Source organism: Bradyrhizobium sp. LTSP885, from assembly GCF_000938305.1.
GTDB lineage: Bacteria > Pseudomonadota > Alphaproteobacteria > Rhizobiales > Xanthobacteraceae > Bradyrhizobium.
In genome coordinates this window covers 196,343-215,209 of the sequence record NZ_JYMT01000004.1, presented here as the reverse complement: position 1 = coordinate 215,209, position 18,867 = coordinate 196,343, and the positions used below count along the sequence as shown (strand labels likewise).

The 18,867-nt window shown below is 57.0% G+C and carries 14 protein-coding genes and 1 pseudogene; all 15 read left to right on the top strand.

The features are described from left to right. Positions 1-83 precede the first annotated feature (83 nt). The 15 genes and pseudogenes from UP09_RS03355 (at position 84) to UP09_RS36205 (ending at position 18,848) form a co-directional block, all read left to right on the top strand. On the top strand, positions 84-2,060 hold the full coding sequence (locus tag UP09_RS03355; protein ID WP_197082589.1) for a DNA polymerase: 1,977 nt from the start codon (positions 84-86) through the stop codon (positions 2,058-2,060). A 36-nt stretch (positions 2,061-2,096) separates the two neighbouring features. After that, positions 2,097-3,032: a hypothetical protein gene (locus UP09_RS03350; RefSeq protein WP_044536588.1), complete on the top strand. Its 936-nt coding sequence runs from the start codon at positions 2,097-2,099 to the stop codon at positions 3,030-3,032. Beyond that, complete coding sequence (locus UP09_RS03345) at positions 3,032-4,111, top strand: hypothetical protein (RefSeq protein WP_044536587.1); 1,080 nt, start codon at positions 3,032-3,034, stop codon at positions 4,109-4,111. The genes UP09_RS03350 and UP09_RS03345 overlap by 1 nt, the downstream gene beginning before the upstream one ends. A 192-nt stretch (positions 4,112-4,303) precedes the next feature. Further along, positions 4,304-4,543 (top strand): annotated as a pseudogene (locus tag UP09_RS38910) (endonuclease domain-containing protein); the annotation flags it as partial. A gap of 3 nt (positions 4,544-4,546) precedes the next feature. Then, positions 4,547-4,708 carry a hypothetical protein gene (locus UP09_RS38390; RefSeq protein WP_245301741.1) on the top strand — a complete coding sequence of 54 codons (162 nt, stop codon included), beginning with the start codon at positions 4,547-4,549 and terminating at the stop codon, positions 4,706-4,708. 5 nt (positions 4,709-4,713) lie between these two features. Further along, complete coding sequence (locus tag UP09_RS03335) at positions 4,714-7,158, top strand: DNA-directed RNA polymerase (protein ID WP_052832939.1); 2,445 nt, start codon at positions 4,714-4,716, stop codon at positions 7,156-7,158. Positions 7,159-7,450: 292 nt separating this feature from the next. Then, positions 7,451-7,702 (top strand): hypothetical protein, encoded by a 252-nt coding sequence (locus UP09_RS03330; protein WP_044536585.1) that lies wholly within the window; start codon positions 7,451-7,453, stop codon positions 7,700-7,702. Then, entirely contained in the window at positions 7,702-8,145 is a 444-nt protein-coding gene (locus UP09_RS36210; protein WP_052832938.1) for a GNAT family N-acetyltransferase, read from the top strand. The genes UP09_RS03330 and UP09_RS36210 overlap by 1 nt, the downstream gene beginning before the upstream one ends. A gap of 271 nt (positions 8,146-8,416) precedes the next feature. Then, the gene (locus tag UP09_RS03320) at positions 8,417-10,006 is read left to right on the top strand and encodes a portal protein (RefSeq protein ID WP_044536584.1); all 1,590 of its coding nucleotides are present in this window, start codon (positions 8,417-8,419) and stop codon (positions 10,004-10,006) included. 3 nt (positions 10,007-10,009) lie between these two features. Further along, positions 10,010-10,903, top strand: a complete 894-nt coding sequence (locus UP09_RS03315; protein ID WP_044536583.1) for a hypothetical protein — start codon at positions 10,010-10,012, stop codon at positions 10,901-10,903. Positions 10,904-10,985: 82 nt separating this feature from the next. After that, entirely contained in the window at positions 10,986-11,960 is a 975-nt protein-coding gene (locus UP09_RS03310) for a major capsid protein (RefSeq protein ID WP_156164425.1), read from the top strand. 90 nt (positions 11,961-12,050) lie between these two features. Continuing rightward, positions 12,051-12,653: a phage tail tubular protein A gene (locus tag UP09_RS03305; protein WP_044536581.1), complete on the top strand. Its 603-nt coding sequence runs from the start codon at positions 12,051-12,053 to the stop codon at positions 12,651-12,653. Continuing rightward, a complete protein-coding gene (locus UP09_RS03300; RefSeq protein WP_044536580.1) occupies positions 12,650-15,079 on the top strand; it encodes a phage nozzle protein in 2,430 nt (809 codons plus the stop codon). The genes UP09_RS03305 and UP09_RS03300 overlap by 4 nt, the downstream gene beginning before the upstream one ends. Further along, entirely contained in the window at positions 15,079-15,591 is a 513-nt protein-coding gene (locus tag UP09_RS03295; RefSeq protein WP_044536579.1) for a virion core protein, T7 gp14 family, read from the top strand. Before UP09_RS03300 ends, UP09_RS03295 begins: the two co-directional genes overlap by 1 nt. Before the next feature lie 8 nt (positions 15,592-15,599). Further along, positions 15,600-18,848 (top strand): cell wall hydrolase, encoded by a 3,249-nt coding sequence (locus tag UP09_RS36205; RefSeq protein WP_052832936.1) that lies wholly within the window; start codon positions 15,600-15,602, stop codon positions 18,846-18,848. Positions 18,849-18,867 lie beyond the last annotated feature (19 nt).

Sequence of the window (18,867 nt, the reverse complement as noted above, 5' to 3'; positions counted from 1 at the left end):
GCGCTTTCTACAAGCGCGGGGGTAGAGTGTGGTGCACGCAGTACGCTGAGTATCTGATACGAGCGCAGCATCCCGACGCGCACATGGCTGCGCTGAATGATCTTGCACCGAAGTACGGCGGCACCACCAAGATAGACGAAGTGAAGGCGCTCTGGGAAGCCGGCGTCCTCACGTCGCAGATACCGGAAGACTTGCTGGTCGACTATCTGGTCGGCACTCCGGAGGAAGACCGGAACGGCGGCGACATCCGCAACACGGAGCTAGTGTTCCTCGGCCAGATACAGAAGGCCGTGGCGCAAGGTCAACTGAAGATGATCCAAGACCGTATGGATGGCCTGTGCGCCACCACGGAAATGGAGTTCAACGGTCTCAAGATCGACGTGGCCGAAGCCGGGCGCAGGCTCAAGGTACTGACCGCAGACCTGGCTAAACAGGACGAGGAGCTTAACGGCTTCATCCCGGCCGACTGCCCGTTCGACTTCAACTGGTCGAGCAGGGTGCACGCAAGCTGCCTGATCTTTGGCGGTACGGTGAAGTACCAGAAGCAGGCACCGTACCTTGACGAGGCGACCGGCGAGTTAGCCCGCAAGCAAGAGACAGAGACACACTTCCTGTTGCTTGATGGGACGACGACAGACCTAGCGCCCGACGACAACAGCAAGTCGCTGTACGCCACGTTCGTCTCGGGGAAGCGTAAGGGCGAGTACAAGACGAAACAAGTCAAGGTGCTCGGCGAGATCAAGGTCAAGTATCAAGACTTCTTCTACAGCTTCCCAAGGCTCACTGAGCCGAACGAGAAGTGGGCGACCAAGAACACGGACGGGTACGACGCTCCGATCTACAGCACGAGCGGTGACATCATCGTCGAGCTTGCGTTGCGAAATATCCCGTTCGTCAAGGCGCTGCGATCTAAGCAGAAGCTTGAGAAGGAGATCGGCACCTACTACGCGAAGCAGGATGCCAAGGGCGAATGGAGCGGGATGCTGACGTGCGTACAGAAGCACGATCACATGATCCACCACAAGCTGAACCACACGAGCACGGTAACGTCTCGACTATCGTCGTCTGATCCGAACGGACAGAACCTACCACGCGGCGACAAGTCCGAAGTGAAGGCGCAGTTCGTGAGCCGCTTCACTGAAGCGTACTGCAAGGTGCACGGCATTCCATGCGAGACGGACAATGACGGTGAAATGGTCGAGGCTGACTACAGCCAGCTTGAAGTCGTGGTGCAGGGCGTACTCACAGGTGATGCGCAGCTATGCCAGGACTTGCGAGACCGTGTTGACTTCCACTGCAAACGAGTGGCCGCGAAGTTCGCTGCTACTGCATCACACATCACGTACGAGTACGCCCTCGACTGGTGCAAGAACGAAGACCATGCCGACTACAAGGCTGGCAAGAAGGAACGAACGAAGTGCAAGATCTTCTCGTTCCAACGAGCCTACGGAGCCGGCGCAGCAACCATCGCAGAAGAAACGGGGATGTCCCTTGAAGAAACGCAGGCGCTTATGCAGGCGGAGGATGAACTGTATCCTGGCGTTGTCGCGTTTAACGCTGCCGTCGAGAGCGCAGTTATCAAGTCAGCCGAACCATTCAGTGCCCTCGGCGACGATGGCAAGTGGAAGACTTACCGCAGGGGATATTGGCAAGCTCCTACAGGAACGCTCTACACTTGGCGCAGCTATGATGCGCCAGAGTATGCAAGAAAGCGTGGCAAGCTCGATACGTTCAATCCTCCTGAAATGAAGAACTACCCCGTGCAAGGCACGGGCGGTGAGTTCGTGCAGTGTACTGGCGGACGGCTCTGGCGGCACTTCGTAGCTAACGACAACTACGGTGGCAGGGCGTTCCTAGTGAACACCGTGCACGACTGCAACTGGGCCGACATTCACAAGTCAGTCCGCGATCAAGTCTGCGCTGACATGAAGCGCATCATGGAAAGTATTCCCGAAATCTACAACGAGCGATACGGCATGAACATCACTGTGCCGTTCCCAGTGGAAGTCGAATACGGACCGAACATGAACAAGCTGCACCATTGGGTAGCAGCAGCCTAATCCATCAACGGGCATTGCGCCCAACAAGGAGACTACATGACCAAAGCATTGAGCATTGCAGAACTCGCAGCGATGGCTGCGGAGGCCGAAGACCAGACCGTCGAGACGACCACCACGTTCGACAACGAACCGCCTCCTGCCGGTGTCACCATCGGACGCTTCATCGAGTATATCGAGATCGGCAAGCACGACGGCGGATCGTATCAGGGCAAGGCGAAGCCGGATGCGGACTACGCTCGGCTCACATTCGAGCTTCTGCATCCGACCAAGAACATCCATGAGTACGAGGTCGAGGGCGAGAAGCGTAAGCGCGCAGATCGCGTCTCCATCCGTATCGCCAAGAAGCAGACCCCGAAGGCGAAGTTCTGGAAGCTGCGCGAGGCGATGACCTACGGACGCGACATCAAGCACATGGCTCAGATGCTCGGTGAGGCGTTCATCATCACCGTGTATCACAACGTCGTCGAGAAGGAAGGCGTCAAGAAGACGTACGTCAATCTCGACAAGGATACCTTGTACGGCATCACTGCCCCGTACCGTGTCGATCCGATCACGGAGGAGCGTACCGACGTTCCCGTACCGGAAGCCATCAGCCCGCTGCGCCTGTTCCTGTTCAACAACCCGACGCAGGAGACCTGGGACAGCCTATTCATCGACGGCACCCGCGAGGTGAAGAAGGACAGCGGCGAGATCGAGCACGTCAGCAAGAACTGGCTTCAGGAGAGCATCCTGTCGGCCAAGAACTTCAAGGGCTCGGCTCTGGACGCTCTGCTCGGTGGCGTGGGCGATCTTCCGACCGACGAAGGCGAGGTGCAGCCGGAAGAGAAGACGGTCGAGAAGACCGAAGAGAAGACTGTCGCCAAGACCGCAGCGAAGACCGCTGACAAGCCGAAGGAGAAGGCGGCGGCAAAGCCCGCAGAGAAATCCAAGGGCGCTGCTGACGACGCTCTGGCGGCTCTGGGCCTCGTCTAATGATCGTCAACGGTATCGACCTTGGAAGCCTCGACGGTCTCGGTGATGGAGCCGAGACCCTAGAGCTTCCCCCGGTTGTACCGGGACGTACAGTCCACATCGACGCGGACTTCCTAGCGTACCAGACGACCTACGAGAAGGATGGTGACGACAAAACGTTCGAGGACATGAAGCATAATGCGGAGACTGCTGTTAACAGCCTTCGTGGTCTTGCTGGCGCTGAGACTGTGCATCTGCATCTTACGCCATCGACATCCAACAAGGGAGGGCGCTACGAACTAGCGCACCTCAAGGAGTACCAAGGGAACCGCATCGAGAAGCCCAAGCCTCGATACCTTGGCATCATGCGGGAGTGGATGGTCAAGCGCTTCCCCGGAACGCTGCATCAGTTCTGCGAGGCCGACGACGGTATGTCATCGGCGCAGTACGCAGCCATCGAACGAGGCGAACGTCACCTGAGCATCATCGCATCCAAGGACAAGGACCTGAATATGGTGCCCGGTCTGCATGTGAATTGGAGCACAGGCCAGATCACTGACACGTGGAACGAGGAGGACGAGGACGACTTCGGTTACGTCGAGTTGTACGACCACGTTATGCCGAGCGGCACCGTGAAGGAACTGAAGGGCTTCGGACAGAAGTTCTTCTGGGGGCAGATGCTGATCGGCGACAGTGCCGACAACATCAGCGGTCTGCCTGCAATCCCCGGCCACGTCATGAACTTCATCAAGCCTACGCAGGCTGTGCTGAAGGCGAAGGCGATCCTCGAAGATGAGACCGCTACGGACGCTAAGAGGGAGAAGGCAGAGAAGGTTATTGCCGAACGCAAGGACGGACAGTGCGGTCCTGCTACGGCAATCCTCGTACTCGACATGATCGACAACCCACGCACTGCGTACCACACGATCAAGAACATCTACAAACGGTACGGAGAAGCCGTCGGCTTCACGCACTACAAGACGGGTGATCCTGTTGCGTGGGGTAAGGCGTTCGCATCAGAAGGTCAACTTCTGTGGATGCGACAACAAGCCACGGACGCAAATTGCGTCCTTAACTATTGGAGAAGGTGCGCAGCATAGTGCGATACGATACAGGCTTCGTTGTGTTCGTCCCTTGGATGGATGCAGACAACAATCGAAACCATTCACGGTTCACGTTCAACGGCGACGTGGACCGACGACGAGTGCGGCGGATGATCCGTCGCGCGCTGAAGCAGATTGGCATCAGTGCGCCTAAGTGGTGGCTTAACCACTACATCAACAACCGATCTTATGAGCCCGGACGTAATCCGGCGTAGGATCAAGGCATCTGAAATACCGCTGGTCAAAGCGGCTCTGCTGAAGAGACAGGAACATAAGTGTTGTCTTTGCTCAGAGCCGCTGACCGTCGCAACATCGTGTCTGGATCACAACCACCGCACCGGATTAATCCGGGGTGTACTTTGCAGAAATTGTAACGGCATAGAAGGGAAGATATTCAATCTAGCAAACAGAGCGAAACGCTGGATGTCCGTCATGGACTTCCTCGGTAAGGTCATCCTCTACTGGATCAAGCATGAGACCGATCAGACTGGTCTCTACCATCCGCTACACAAAACGGTAGACGAGAAACGCGAACGCACCAACAAGAAGGCGCGTGATCGTCGCACCGCGCTGAAGCTAAGTAAGGCCCAATAAGAAAAATGCAGACGATAGACGCTCAGCTTGAACTCGAACGTAACATGATCCTCAAAGGCGCAGAGACCTACGAGCGATCCAACAAGGAGGCGGAAGAGAAGGGACGCGGCGCAGAGACAACGTATGCGCGGCGACTGATGCAAGACTTCATGCAGCCTCTGATCGAGGCGCTGACGGCTTTCGTCGAAACAGATAAGCCCGGCAAGCACGGTAAGTGTCGTGTGCTGCTGAAGCGCGTTGCATCGGACAAGGCCATGTACCTTGCGATGCAGGCGGTGTTCAATTCGTTCACGCACGAGGCTCAGCTTGCTGGCCTCGCTACACGCATTGGAAGGATGGTCGAGGACGAGGTTCGCTTCTCCCGCTTCCAAGAGTTGCACGGTGACTACTACGCCACGATCAAGAAGGACTTCGCCCGCAAGGGAACGAAGGACTATCGCTACATGCACCGCGTACTGACGCACAAGGCGAACGAACTCGCGGACGAGTGGATCGAATGGACCGTCTCTGAGCGAGCCGAAGTCGGTATGAAACTCGTAGACATCATCCTGACGAACACCGACCTGATCGAGAAGCGGCAGTTCAACCAGCACGGCAAGACACGTACGCTACTGGTTCCAACGGACAGCGCTAAGAAGTGGATCGACGAACACAAGGACTTCGCGAAGTTCCTGTTCCCCGACAAGATGCCTTGCATCATTCAGCCGGACGATTGGACCGGACTTAACCAAGGCGGTTACTATAGCCCTGAGCTTCGGCATTCAACGCCGATGATCAAGACGAACGGTAAGCGTCACCGGCAGCATGTGCAGGCCGGAGACCTGAAGTTCTCTATGGAGACACTGAACGCGCTGCAAGAGGTGCAGTGGACGGTGAACAGCGACGTGCTGGCCGTAGTCGTACAGTGCTGGAACGCTAACCTTCGTATCGGCATGCCGCCGAAAGACCCGCTCGTCATTCCACCTAGTCCGGTGGAGAGGCGGGAAGGCGAACTCACGCCTGAAGAACAGGAACGCCTCACAGATTGGAAACATGAAGCTGCGGAAATACACACGCAAGAAAAGGAGCGGCGTAGCAAGTCGTTCCAAACGTCTCGCATCATCCGGCTCGCCAGCGAGTACCGGCAGTATGATTGCTTCTGGTACGTCTGGTACTACGACAGTCGCGGACGATCTTATCCGACCACTTCCGGTTTCAACCCTCAAGGATCAGACCTTGCTAAGGGACTACTTCGACCATATACGGCGAAGCGTCTGGGCCGCGATGGCTGGCGTGCCTTACGTATCACCGGAGCGAACCGCTTCGGATATGATAAGGTCAGCTACGATGATCGCGTTGCATGGATCGACGCTAATAGAGACCACTTCGTCAGGGCAGCGAACGATCCATTGTCCTTCACGGATGTATGGGCGAACGCAGATAAGCCGTGGCAGTTCCTAGCATGGTTGTTCGAGTACAGAGACGCGATCGCCCTTGATGCCCTCGGCGTCGGAGCAGAGCAGTTCGTCTCACACATCCCCAACGGTCTCGACGGAACGTGCAACGGACTACAGCACTTCAGCGCAATGCTTCGAGATGCTGTTGGTGGTGCCGCAACGAACCTTGTCCCGATGGCTTTGCCCGCAGACATCTACTCCGCAGTCGCGAGAGTTTGTACGGAGAAGCTGCGTGGCGTCCCAGATGATACCGAAGACATACCGTGGCTCGAACATTGGCTGAGCTTCCTCGCGAAGCACAGCGAAGGTACGATAGCGCGTAAGTGCGCAAAGCGGCCGGTGATGACACTGCCTTACGGATCAACCCGACAGTCCTGCACGAAGTACATTTTCGAGTACATCATGGAAACTGACCGTGAGCATTTCCCCGGTAGCTTCAAGGCCGCGTGCTGGCTGACGCCGCACCTCTGGTCCTCGATTGGCGAGGTCGTGGTGGCGGCTAGAGACGCGATGGGCTGGCTTCAGAAGTGCGCGGGTGTTCTGTCCAAGGCTAACCAGCCAATCACCTGGACCGCCCCTGACGGCTTCCCAGTGTATCAGGGGACGCGGGTTATCATGTCGTCGAAGATCGAGACGCAACTAGGCGGACGCTTTCAGCTTCGCGTCGGTAGCTTCACGGACGAGATCGACAAGAACAAGCAGCGCAACGGCATCAGTCCGAACTTCGTGCACAGCCAAGACGCTGCGCACATGCGCGCTGTTGTGAGACGGTGCAAGGCGGAAGGCATCCTGCCTCTGGCCTTCATCCACGATGACTTCGGAACGCACGCTGCCGACACGGCGCGGCTTCACGAGATCATCCGCGAGACCTTCGTGGAACTTTACGAGAGCCACGATCCACTGCGAGCGTTGGCTGCGCAGTACGAGGATACGGAGTTTGAGCTACCCGAACTGCCTGCTTATGGCACGCTCGATATTCATGGCGTGAAGCAGAGTGCGTACTTCTTCGGGTAAGTTCCTCCCTATTAGATAAAAGAGCATTACAGAGCGTCCCAATAAGCTCGGTCCTTGCGCGTGCAGCGCCTGGTTAGATGGGGTTAGAGCGCGTCCGACAGGACGTAGATCGCAGGTTCAAATCCTGCCTTGGGACACCAAAAGGAAATTGATACTTGAGCTACGCCGAGTTGTCCGATGAGGACAAGTTGGACGAAGCGATCAGATTTGTAGCCGTGGGCCAGCCTCTGCCGGAAGCGTTAGAAACGTTCCTGCGTGAGGCTGGCCTGTACGAAGCTGTGACTGAGCCGCCATGTCCACATTCGTAACATCCGTCGCCATCCCGCCCGTCTCGCAAGAGTTCATACGGGCACTGAGCGATGCATTCCGACCATTCGAGATCAAGCCGGGCTTCGACCGTGACGAGCTTATGCAAGCCGCAGGCGAGCAGAAGGTGATTGAATGGATCAAGCACCACGCATTGCGAGAACGCACCGTCACGGGTGAAGCCGCTGCACTACGCAGCACTCAACCGAATGGTGCAATCGTCCAACTAGGAGAGTGATGCTTCGTAAGATCAAGACCGCAGATGTCGGTCTGATAATTGAAATGCTTCACGCACTACACGAAGAAAGTCCGCATTACAACACAGTGATGCAAGACGAACAGTACGTTCGTAACAACCTCGCGTCCATGATTGAGCACCCCGCATTCATTGGGAGCATCGACGCCGATCTACGTGGCTTCATGTTCGGACAGGCTACTGCAAAGTGGTTTGATCCTGAAGTCAACGCCTATGAACTCTTGCTCTACATCCTCCCAGAATACAGAGGCGGCTTACTGGCCGCGCGACTAATCAAACAATTCGAGATCGACGCTAAGCGTCTCGGCTGTGTGCATGTACGCGCGGGTACGAGCACGCAGATAAGCACGGAGGAAGTTCTGAGATTGTACGAACGGCTTGGCTACACGCGCGAAGCCAACACCGCGACTAAAAGGATAAATTGATTTTGTGCGAACCTATTTCTACGACGCTGGCACTGCTCGGTGCAGGATCAGCGTTGTTCGGGGGCGGTAACAAGGCATCCGCGCCTCCGCCCGCTGCGCCGCCCGTGATTGCACCGCTGGCCGCAACCAAAGACCCGAACGCTGACGTGAAGGTCGGTGACGGCGTTACCAAAGCGGACGCTACCTCGACGCCGCAGTTCGAGGGCTTCACTGAGAAGCGACAAACCGGCACAGCACTAGGCGGCCTCGGCCGTAGCGGGCTCGGTCTTTAATGACTGCGCCCACTGCGCCGAAACATACGCTTCAGCACAGATGGGACAAACTGGACGGTAAGAAGAGTGGCTTCAAGTATCGCAGCGAGCAGTACGCACGTTGGACACTGCCATTCCTTTTCCCGTACGACACGAAGGCACAGGAGACCACTGAGCGGCAACTGAGTAACGACAGTATCGGCGCACGCGCCGTGAATCATCTGTCGAACAAGGTTGTCACTACTCTGTTCCGACCGCAGGCACCGTTCTTCCGACTGAGCTTAAGTCAGGATCAGAAGAAGAAGATCAAGGCGCTTACCGGCTCTGATGCTGACCCAGCCGAAGTGCAGGCGTTGATGGCAAAGATCGACGACGAACTCAACGGCACTGAGCGGCAAGCCATCGAGCATCTTGATATGGTCGCGTACAGACCGCAGGCGACATTCGCTGCGCAGCTACTCATCGTGACCGGCAACGCGCTTGTGTACCATCCCGAAGGACGGCCGGTACAGGTGTTCAATCTGCGCGACTATTGCGTGGTGCGAGACTTGAGCGGTGCTGTCATTGAGATCATGACACGCGAGACCAAGGCGTTCGAGACGTTCCATCCCGACGTGCAGATACAGCTTCGTACGCACAAGGCGTCCGGCCAGAATGAGTACGTGGATGACACCGACGTTACGGTGTACACGCAGATCAAGCTTGAAGACGACGGCAAGTTCTATGCGAAGCAGGAAGCTGGCTGCGTCGAACTCGACACAGCGGAGGCAAGCTGGCCCGCAAAGACGTTGCCATGGATACCTCTGACCTGGACCTTGGTCCGTGGTGAGGACTACGGCCGTGGTCTGGTCGAAGACTATGCTGGTGCGTTCCATGCAATCGAAGTGCTGACGCAAGCGATCATCAACCTCGCTGGCATCATGGGTGACTTGAAGTTCCTCGTTAACCCGGCATCGCTCGTTGATGTCGATGCGTTGAACAAGTCGCCTGCCGGTTCCTACCATAGCGGTAAGGACGGCGACGTTACTGTCATCAAGCTCGACAAGATGAACGACGCACAGTTCATCCTCTCCATGATCGAAAGGTACGAGAAGCAGATCGCACAAGCGTTCCTGCTGAACTCGACGCTCACTCGTAACGCAGAGCGCGTCACGGCTGAAGAGATCAGGATGCAGGCGAACGAACTTGAAATGTCTGTCGGTGGCATCTACTCGCGACTGGCGCTGCAATGGCAGTCGCCTACTGCGTATGTCACGCTCGATCATATCAAGTTCACCGGCATATCGCAGGGCATCGTCCCGCAGATCATCACCGGCATGGACAGTCTCTCTCGTCAGGGAGAGATCGAGAACGTCAGTCAGTGGATCGCTGCACTCGGTATGTTGAACAACGTGCCTGATAACATGCTCGGTGTAATCAACCCGCTGAAGTTCGCGGCGTACCTCGGCACGAACCTTCAAGTCGAGTACCAGAAGTTCCTATTCACACAGGCTGAGCTACAGACTCGTCAAGAGCAGCAGCAACAGCAGCTTGCTCAGCAAGAACAAATGAAAGCGTCCGGAGCCGTCGCCGCAGAGGCAGGCAAGGCCGCAGTACAAGGACAACGATAACGTATGACGACTGAAGTTACCGCCACTGAAAAGGCGCTCGCTGCGCAGGGCGCTACGACCGACAACCTCGATCCCGGCGCGACCGGGACGAGCGGTGCGCCTGTTGCACCGGCTGCACCGTCAAACGAGCCGCCTGCAAAGAAGGAAGGCATTGACGAAACCAACACCATCGTCGCCGACAAGCCCGCCGATCCCGCCGCTATCGCGGCTGCGGCTGCTAAGGCTGCGGAAGAGAAGGCTACTGCGGAAGCGGCTGCTAAGGAAGCTGCTGGACCGCTGAAGTCCTACTCGACATTCCCGGAGAGCCCGGCCGCACAGGCTGCGGTGAACCTCCTGAAGGAAGCGGGCCTCGGCCCGAACGCTGCGAACGACTACTTCGCCAAGGCCATCAAGACCGGCGACCTGAACGACATCGACGTTGCCGGGCTTGAAGCCAAGCTCGGTAAGGACAAGGCGACCCTTGTGCTGGCTGGTGTGCATGCTCACTACAACACGCTGGCTGCGGCTTCGCAGGCGACTGTCAAGCAGACGCACGAAATCTTTGGTGGCGAGGATAACTGGGGCAAGGTCAAGACCTGGGCACAGACAGCCGAGAAGGCTGACCCGAAGCTCAAGGCACAGATCGACGACATCCGCAGTCTGCTTGACGAGGGTGGTGGTCGTGCTGCTGCCGGTGCGCGTGAGTTGCTGCGCCTCTACAACGCCGGGCCTGACAACAAGGGCCTCGGTACGAACAAGCTGGTGACTGGCGACAGCACAGGCTCTGTGATCGGCACCGCACTGACGCGCTCAGCGTACATCACGGAATTGAAAGCTGCGCACGAGCGCAACGCAACGCCGCAGGAGATCGCTTCTATCGACGCAAGGCGTCGGTCGGGCAAGGCTGCTGGCATCTAACCGATACTACGGACTGGTCCCTGTACCTCCCTATTAGGAGATACAGCGGACTAGTCTGCACTAATTCCCTATAGGAGATATATTGTCTTACGAAATTCCCGGCCCAAATCTTTCAGAGGTCGGTCATGAGTTGCTGCTGGAACAGTACGGCGGCGAAGTCGAGAGCCAGTTCAAGAAGTCGGCCATCATGCGGCAGTACGCCCGCATCCGTCCGGTTCGTGGCACCGACACCATTTCCAATAACCGCGTTGGTCGTACCACCCTTCGTGCACTGACGCCCGGCGTCCGTCCGCAGGCCGAGACGACCCCGTTCGGTAAGGTCGCACTGACCGTCGATACCGTCGTGCTGGCCCGCGACAACCGTTCCATGCTGAACGAGCTTCAGGTGCATTTCGATGCGCGTATGGAGCTTGCCCAGGATCACGGTAAGGAGCTTGGCTACTTCTTCGATCAGGCCTTCATCATCATGGCGATCAAGGGCTCAAAGGCCGCTGCGCCCGTGCTTGGTGACGGTACTCCGTCGAAGCAGTCCATCGGCGCTGGCAAGAACAAGACGCTGAGCGCTGCGGGCGACGAGCTCGATCCGGACAAGCTGGCTGCGGCCATCAGTTCGATTGTTGTGTCGATGGAAGAGGAAGAAATCCCGGTTGAAGAACTGGTCATCTTCGTTCGCCCGACGCACTTCGACATCTTGCTGAACAGCAACAAGCTCATCAACAAGTTCTACACTGAAGGCAACGGCGACTACGCCAAGGGTGAAATCCACCAGATCAAGGGCGCACGCATCGTCAAGACCGCGCGCATCCCGACTGCACCGATCACCGGGCACTTCCTGTCGAACGCGCAGAACGGCAACGCCTACGACGTGTCGGCTGCTGAAGCCAAGGCCGTTGCGGTTGTCCTGCATCCGAAGGCCCTGCTCGCGGGCGAGACCATCCCGCTGACCAGCGACATCTGGTTCAACCGCGAAGAGAAGCAGTGGTTCATTGACAGCTTCCTCGCGTTCGGCGTGACGGTGAACCGTCCCGACGTGTGCGGAGCCGTCTTCAAGGCGTAACGCCTAAACGAATATCGCCCGGTCGCTCGCAAGAGTGGCCGGGCATTTTGCATTGGATATAACTTGGACCGAGCTACCATTATCAACTCGATGCTCTCTGTGATTGGAGAGAGCGGCGTGAGTGCTACTGTAACGACGCATCCGTCCGTACAGACTGCATCCCGCATCCTCGACACAGAGGACACCGACCTTCAGCAAATAGGCTGGTGGTTCAATCGCGAGTTCACGCTAACGCTGGTCCCTAATTCAGAGGGACGTGTAGCGGTCCCCGCATCCGCGCTCGACGTGCACATTTCAGATGTCGATAACCTGTCTGATCCTAAAGAGAAGGCTAGGTACGTTCGACGCGGCAACTTCATCTACGACACGTACTTGCACTCTGACGTTCTGAACAAGAGCGTCGCGGTGGACATCATCACGCGCGTAGCTATTGAGGACATGCCGTCCGTCGCCTCGGGCTTCCTGCGGCACAAGGCACGTGAAGCAATCTACAACGACGACGACGGTGACACGTTCAAGAGCGGTAGGCTTCAGAGCGAAGTCATGATGGCGTGGGAGCGCTTGCGTGCGAAAGAGCTTACGATGCTCGGCACGAACGCGCTCGACAATCCGACTGCGCGTAAACTACTCAGCGGCATTCGTGGCGCTGGCTACTCTCGCAATCCGAACCTGATCGGTGGTCTTATCCGATGAAGGTAGACGGATCAGCGGGCTCGTTGCTGCAAGGTGTGTCGCAGCAGCCTGCACGAGATCGCCTCGACGGTCAGTGCACTCTTCAAGAGAACATGAGTGCGAACCCTGTGCACGGACTAATGCGCAGACCACCTACGGATCTTGTTGGGTACTTAGGTATATCAGCAGCGGCACCGTCCTGGCATAACTTCACTGCGCGCGACGGGAAGAAGTTCCTCGCGATGTACAAGGTCGGTACGGCTACCGTGTTCGACCTGAACGCTACGGCACAGTCCGTGACTGTCGATGCCAACGCAACGGCATACCTTAACGGTGCGCGCCTTCGGTCTAGTACAGACGACAGAGACACGACCATCGTGGTGAACCCGACGTTCCCTATCGCCCTGTCATCTTCACCAATACCGTACTTCAATACTGAAGGGCAGGGCGCAGCGATCTTCCAAGTGCTCGGCGGCGGCTTCGCTAGAACGTACAGCATCGTCATCGACGGTGTAACGGTCGCGTACTACGCTACACCTAACGGTGCAAACCCGGACGATCCCATCTGGTCGAGTACGCTGAACATCGCAAACCTGCTTTACGATGCGCTGACTACTACGTTCGGTGTTACACATCCGAACGGATACGCAGGGCATACGCTCTATGGTAGCGGAACTATCAGCACTTGGTCCATCACTCGTAAGGACGATCTTCTTCTGATTAAGAAGCCTAGCGGAACGTTCACTGCGACGGTCAACGATGGCGAGGCTGGCGTTAACTTCAAGGTGTGTACCGACACAGTAATCAAGACTTCTGATCTTCCTCGCATGGCACCACACTACTACGCGGTACGCATAGCGGAGCATACAGAAGCGGATAAGGACCTGTGGTTCAAGTTTATAGCCTCGGGAATGGAAGCCAGCACGACGCCGGATGCATCTGCGTTTGGTATGGCTGGCTACTGGCGAGAGTGCGTTGCTCCTTATACGAACACGGTGTTCTCTCCCGACACTATGCCGTGCAAGCTCACGTACAGCGGCGGCGTGTTCCGCTTCATGCGAGAAGCGTACGATCCGCGTGGTGTAGGCACTAGTGCATCTAACCCGGACCCGTCCTTCGTCGGTAGCACAATCAACGACGTGACGCGCTTTCAGGGACGCCTCGTGTTCCTGTCAGGCTCTAACGTTATTATGTCGCGTACGAACCGACCGACGAACTTCTGGCGCGGCTCGGCTTCTGCGCTGGCCGATACTGACCGCATCGACATCAACTCTACGGCCGATAGTTCTCAGATGCTGGCTGCTGTGCAGTTCAACAAAGACCTCGTGTGCTTTACGAGGAAGGCGCAACACATTGCGTTCGGTCGTACAGCGCTAACTCCGGCTAACGCTACGCTCGTTCTTACGACATCGTTCGAGAGCGAGCCGCTGGCGCATCCTGTCTCCGCTGGTCGCAACATCTTCTTCGCGTCCAACTTCGGTATGTACACCGGCATTCGCGAGTTCTTCTCGGAGAGCACGTCGGAAATGAACGACAGCCGACCGATCACGCAACACGTGAACGAGTACATCACCGGCAAAGCAAGCCATCTGACTGCATCCGCGAACTACGAGACGCTGCTTGTGCACACAGGCACAGATCAGACGTGGGTGTACCTCTACCAGTACATCTGGGAAAACGATAAGAAGGTGCAGACGGCTTGGTCCGCGTGGAGTTTCGATCAGAAGATCGTTTACAGCTTCTTCAGCGATGACGTGCTGTACCTCATTCAGCAGAACGGAACGGAGTTTTATCTGCTTCGTATGCCACTCAACGTGCAGAAGAGTGCAAGTCTGGACTATGCAGTCTATCTCGACCAACGGTTCGACGTGAACAACTGCTTTCAGTCGTTCGTCCTGCCGTACGGCTTTCTCGGTACGAACAAGCTGGTGTGCGTGCAGGGCACAGGTTGCCCAACGCCTGGCCTTACAGCAAGCATTAAGAGCATTGGTCTCGTTCCTGGCACTGGTGTTGTCGTCACTCTGAACAAGACTATGAAGGGCGGAAGCCTGATCGTCGGTACGAAGTACCTGTCACGATACATGCCAACGATGCAGCGCGTGAAGGATCAGAACGGCGTTGTCATCGGTAACGCTAAGCTGGTGGTGAAGCACTTCATCGCCTCACTGTCCGATACCGGCTACATCGCTGGTCGCGTCCGGTCGGAGTACGGAGACGGTGAGGAGGTTGCCTTCAATGCAAGGCTCGTAGGCTCAGTCGATAACATCGTAGGCGAACAGGCGCTGAGCGACGAGAAATTCATCCTGCCGTTCCGACACAACGTCACCGACGCGGAGATCGAGTTCTATTCAGACAGTCATCTTCCGATGACGCTGCTCGATATTGAATACGTCGGTCAGTACAACAAGCGCGGTCGTCGGATCGCAAACCATAATGGAGGAAGTTAATGTGGGCCGACCTAGCCCTTAGTGGCGGGTTGTCGGCTCTGCGTAATGGTATGTCGTACAAGACTGCCAAAGAGGATGCTGACGCCAAACAGAAGTGGCAGGACTACAAGAACACGATGACGAAGCTGTCTCTCGCAGCTAATCAGAACGTGCTTGTTACGAATGCCAACATGGCGCGTGACGCCAGTGCTGAGCAACAGTTCAGCATTGAGCGTAGCGCGTACCTAACGGAAGCGCAGGCGGAAGCGTCTGCTGCTGCCGCTGGTGTAGGTGGACGCTCAGTGAATGACGTGTTGTTCGACATCGACAACAACGCGGCCATGGCACAGAGCCGCCGCAAGGCCGACCTCAAGTCGCAGTATCTTCAGATCGACAACCAGAACACACAGAGCACGTGGCAGGCTGCCATGCAGATGGACTACAGCCCGATACCGCAACCCAATCCCGCAACCTACATGCTGAACTTCGCCACTGACGCAACGAAGCTCTGGCAGAGTAGCAGACCCAAATAAGGAGCATCATGGCGAACGCCAATGCACAAAACGGACGACGCGAGGTAGTTCAAGACCCGCTCGCGATGAACGCGCAGCAGCCTCGCCCTGATCGTTCTCTACAGATCGCGAACATCCATGCGCCGAATACGCCTAGCGCACAGAGCCTGACGAGGGACGATGGTCTCACGCAGGCCCTGCATGGCGTTGAGGGTATTCTCGCGCAGGAGTTCGAGAAGAAGAAAGACGACTTCATTACTGAAGGCAAGGTCGCGTACCAGAGCGGTGCGACTGAGCAGCAGATGCTTGAGACGGGTAATGCGTTCACCGCTCAGGGCTATCGTACTCTTCAGGCTCGGGACAATGTGAACCAGTGGTTCACCAATGCTACCATCGCTATCGACCAGACCGATAAGCAGATGGACCCGAAGCAGTATCAGCAGAAGCTCATGCAAGACCGGGCCGACATGCTCAAGGGCATTACGGACCCTAACGCACGCAAGGTAGCGAGCGCAGCGTTCGAGGATATGTCACCCCGACTGACATCCCAACAGATGCTGAAGAACAGCGAGTTCAATCGTGGTGAGCGCATCAACTCGTTCACTACGATGATCTCCTCGACCGCGCGTACGAGCGCGACGGCATCCCGGCGCGACCCGGCGCAGCCGCTGGCGCTCTCGCCTATGCCTGTCGAAGCCGTCATGACGCCGAGTGCAACTGACCGTGATATCGGCATTCGTACGATGCTTGGCGAGGCCGCCAATGAGGGCGCTGACGGGCTGGCCGCTGTTGCGCACGTCCTCAGAAACCGCGCCACTGATGGCCGCTGGCCGTCCAGCATCGCAGGCGTGTCTCGTCAGCCCAAACAGTTCTCAGCCTGGAACGATGGACCGGGCGGGAACGATCTTGTCCGGACCTACGGACCCGGCTACCCGGTGTATGAGCGGGCAGGCGAGGTGTTCGATGCTGTCATGAGTGGCAAGCATGTCGATCCTACGGGCGGCGCTACGCACTACTACAGCCCGGCCGGTATGTCCAAGCTGGTAGCCGATGGCGATCAGACGAACACGACGCCTACGTGGCTGAAGTCCGAGACTGAGCGCTCCGGTGGTCAGATCAAGATCGGTGGACATATCTTCGTCGGTAAGGCGAACGCGGCTACTGAGCGCGGCTCTGTGGTTGCCCCGCAAGTCACTGCGACTTCGCTTGCTGCTGGCACGCCGGGAGACATCAACGCTGTCCCGTCTCAAGAAGGCGTGGCCGTTACGGGCGTGGCTCAGCGTGCTGGATCAAACGAAATCCAGCAAGTCATCCTCGGCTACAAGGGATTGAACGACGAAGAGAAGGGTACGGCTGTTGCTGACGCTATGCGCCGTAGCTTCGATGCTGGTGACGATACGTTGTTCCGTGATGCTGGTGGCCTTGCTACGCTGTACAGCTTGAAGGTCAAGCCGAACGAAGTCGATGAAGTCATCAAGGCTCAGAAGCGCTTCAACGATAAGCAGCAGACCGAGTTCAACGTGGACCGCGAGAAGTACAGGAACGATATCCTGTCGCGTGCGGAGAAGGGCGATAACCTCGACGCGATCCTTGCCGACATCGACAAGACGCACAAGGCTGGTCTCCTGAACGACGCTAACGCCAAGGCTCTTGCGCAGTCCGCTGCTGACAAGATCAGGGCGGAAGGCAAGGAGTCGTCCAAGCTGGGCAACGTTGACATGCTCAACGAGCTTGGTGGTCTGTATCAACAGATCGCTACTGGCGGTGACTTCAAGACGGTTGCGGAGCAGGCGAAGAAGATCGCTACGAAGTACGATGCGACCGAGAAGGACGTACAGCATATCGTCGGCAAGATGTTCGCCGACAGTCAGTCGTACGTGAACACGATGCGCTCGGAAGCCAAGACGCTTGCGAAGGACCGTGCAGAGCAGGACGCGCAGAAAGCTTCAGTGCAACGCGCGCTCTCTAATGGATGGGGTCTTGGCAACATCAGCGGCACACAGATCAAGATCACGAACGATCATGGTCAGGAGACGAAGGTCAGTGCGCAAGAGTATGGTATCCAGCAGATCAAGGACAAGTGGTCTAAGGAATACTCTGACAAGGTATCGCGCGGCGAAATGCAAGCCGCTGATGCTAAGCCTGCACTGCTACGCTCCGTGATGCTCGAAATGCAGCAGCACGATGTTGTCGATAAACAGACGCAGGCGCAGCTTACTGGTGGTCTGTCCGGAAGCCTAGTCGATAAGGACGGTAAGCTGAAGCAATCCGCAGTCGATGCGTACGACGCGTGGCTGTCATTGAAGACCGCACCGGCTATCAGTCCTGGCTACCTGTCTAAGGTGGTCGGTGACGACAACACGCGCTCGCTTCTTGAGCAGGCGTACCTGTTGAACTCCGGCGACCTCAACAACGCGGAAGCATTGTTGAAGGCGCACGAAATGCTGAGCAATCCTTCTCGTGATCCTAACGACAGGATCAAGAAGGATGTTATCTGGGACCAGACGCTGAAGACCAAGATGGACGCGGCATTGCTTGAGCGTACATCACACGGCTTCCTGCCGACTCTGTTCCAGACTGAGGACCGAAGCAACCGCGAACACATTCTCCGTAACCAGAGCATCGCTACGAAGTTCGTTACGGATCGGGCTGAAGTCTACCATCAGATGAACCCGAACGAGAGCCCAGAAGTCTCGATGGAGAAGGCGATACAGGACATGCAGGCACGCGCTACGCCTGTGCTAGGCAATCTGGTCATCGACCGGCCCGGCAAAGAGATCGCGAAGGAAATGGGCGTCAAGGGCTACGGCGCGACTGCCGTTGAAGATGCTGTCGGCGCGTACGTCGAGAAGTACGGCGACAAGCTCTGGGGCAAGTCGTGGAAGGATCGAGTGCCCGGCTCTGTTGGTAACGCACTGGGCCACGCTGCCAGCTTTGAGAAATCGTTCAGCCCGGAAGGCATCGCCTCTGCGATTGCGCCCGGTAAGTTCGACAACGTTACGAACTACAATAACGAGCGTGCACTCAGCCCGCCCGTGCACGTGACGTACGATGCTGAGATGGGTGTGATGACAGTGGACCTGTACAAGGACGCCACTCGTAAGCAGACCCTCGGTAACCCGATGCACATCAAGGTCAAGTCCATCGGAGACGAGTACAACAAGGATCAACAGTCCGTAGGGACCTGGACCCGCGCGTGGGACAACATGTTCCGTGGCGCTGGTAAGGCAATCAAGGATGCTGCGGCATCTGAGGTGCCTATGTCTGGACCTCAATAATTCAACTAGCTGGCCTGTG

What these genes read in the sequence shown, in the direction of transcription:
- UP09_RS03320 (WP_044536584.1), top strand. Translation starts at nt 8,417, where the DNA reads ATGACTGCGCCCACTGCGCCGAAACATACGCTTCAGCACAGATGGGAC.
- UP09_RS03305 (WP_044536581.1), top strand. Translation starts at nt 12,051, where the DNA reads ATGCTCTCTGTGATTGGAGAGAGCGGCGTGAGTGCTACTGTAACGACG.
- UP09_RS03295 (WP_044536579.1), top strand. Translation starts at nt 15,079, where the DNA reads ATGTGGGCCGACCTAGCCCTTAGTGGCGGGTTGTCGGCTCTGCGTAAT.
- UP09_RS38390 (WP_245301741.1), top strand. Translation starts at nt 4,547, where the DNA reads ATGGACTTCCTCGGTAAGGTCATCCTCTACTGGATCAAGCATGAGACC.
- UP09_RS03335 (WP_052832939.1), top strand. Translation starts at nt 4,714, where the DNA reads ATGCAGACGATAGACGCTCAGCTTGAACTCGAACGTAACATGATCCTC.
- UP09_RS03345 (WP_044536587.1), top strand. Translation starts at nt 3,032, where the DNA reads ATGATCGTCAACGGTATCGACCTTGGAAGCCTCGACGGTCTCGGTGAT.
- UP09_RS03355 (WP_197082589.1), top strand. Translation starts at nt 84, where the DNA reads ATGGCTGCGCTGAATGATCTTGCACCGAAGTACGGCGGCACCACCAAG.
- UP09_RS03315 (WP_044536583.1), top strand. Translation starts at nt 10,010, where the DNA reads ATGACGACTGAAGTTACCGCCACTGAAAAGGCGCTCGCTGCGCAGGGC.
- UP09_RS36205 (WP_052832936.1), top strand. Translation starts at nt 15,600, where the DNA reads ATGGCGAACGCCAATGCACAAAACGGACGACGCGAGGTAGTTCAAGAC.
- UP09_RS36210 (WP_052832938.1), top strand. Translation starts at nt 7,702, where the DNA reads ATGCTTCGTAAGATCAAGACCGCAGATGTCGGTCTGATAATTGAAATG.
- UP09_RS03300 (WP_044536580.1), top strand. Translation starts at nt 12,650, where the DNA reads ATGAAGGTAGACGGATCAGCGGGCTCGTTGCTGCAAGGTGTGTCGCAG.
- UP09_RS03350 (WP_044536588.1), top strand. Translation starts at nt 2,097, where the DNA reads ATGACCAAAGCATTGAGCATTGCAGAACTCGCAGCGATGGCTGCGGAG.
- UP09_RS03330 (WP_044536585.1), top strand. Translation starts at nt 7,451, where the DNA reads ATGTCCACATTCGTAACATCCGTCGCCATCCCGCCCGTCTCGCAAGAG.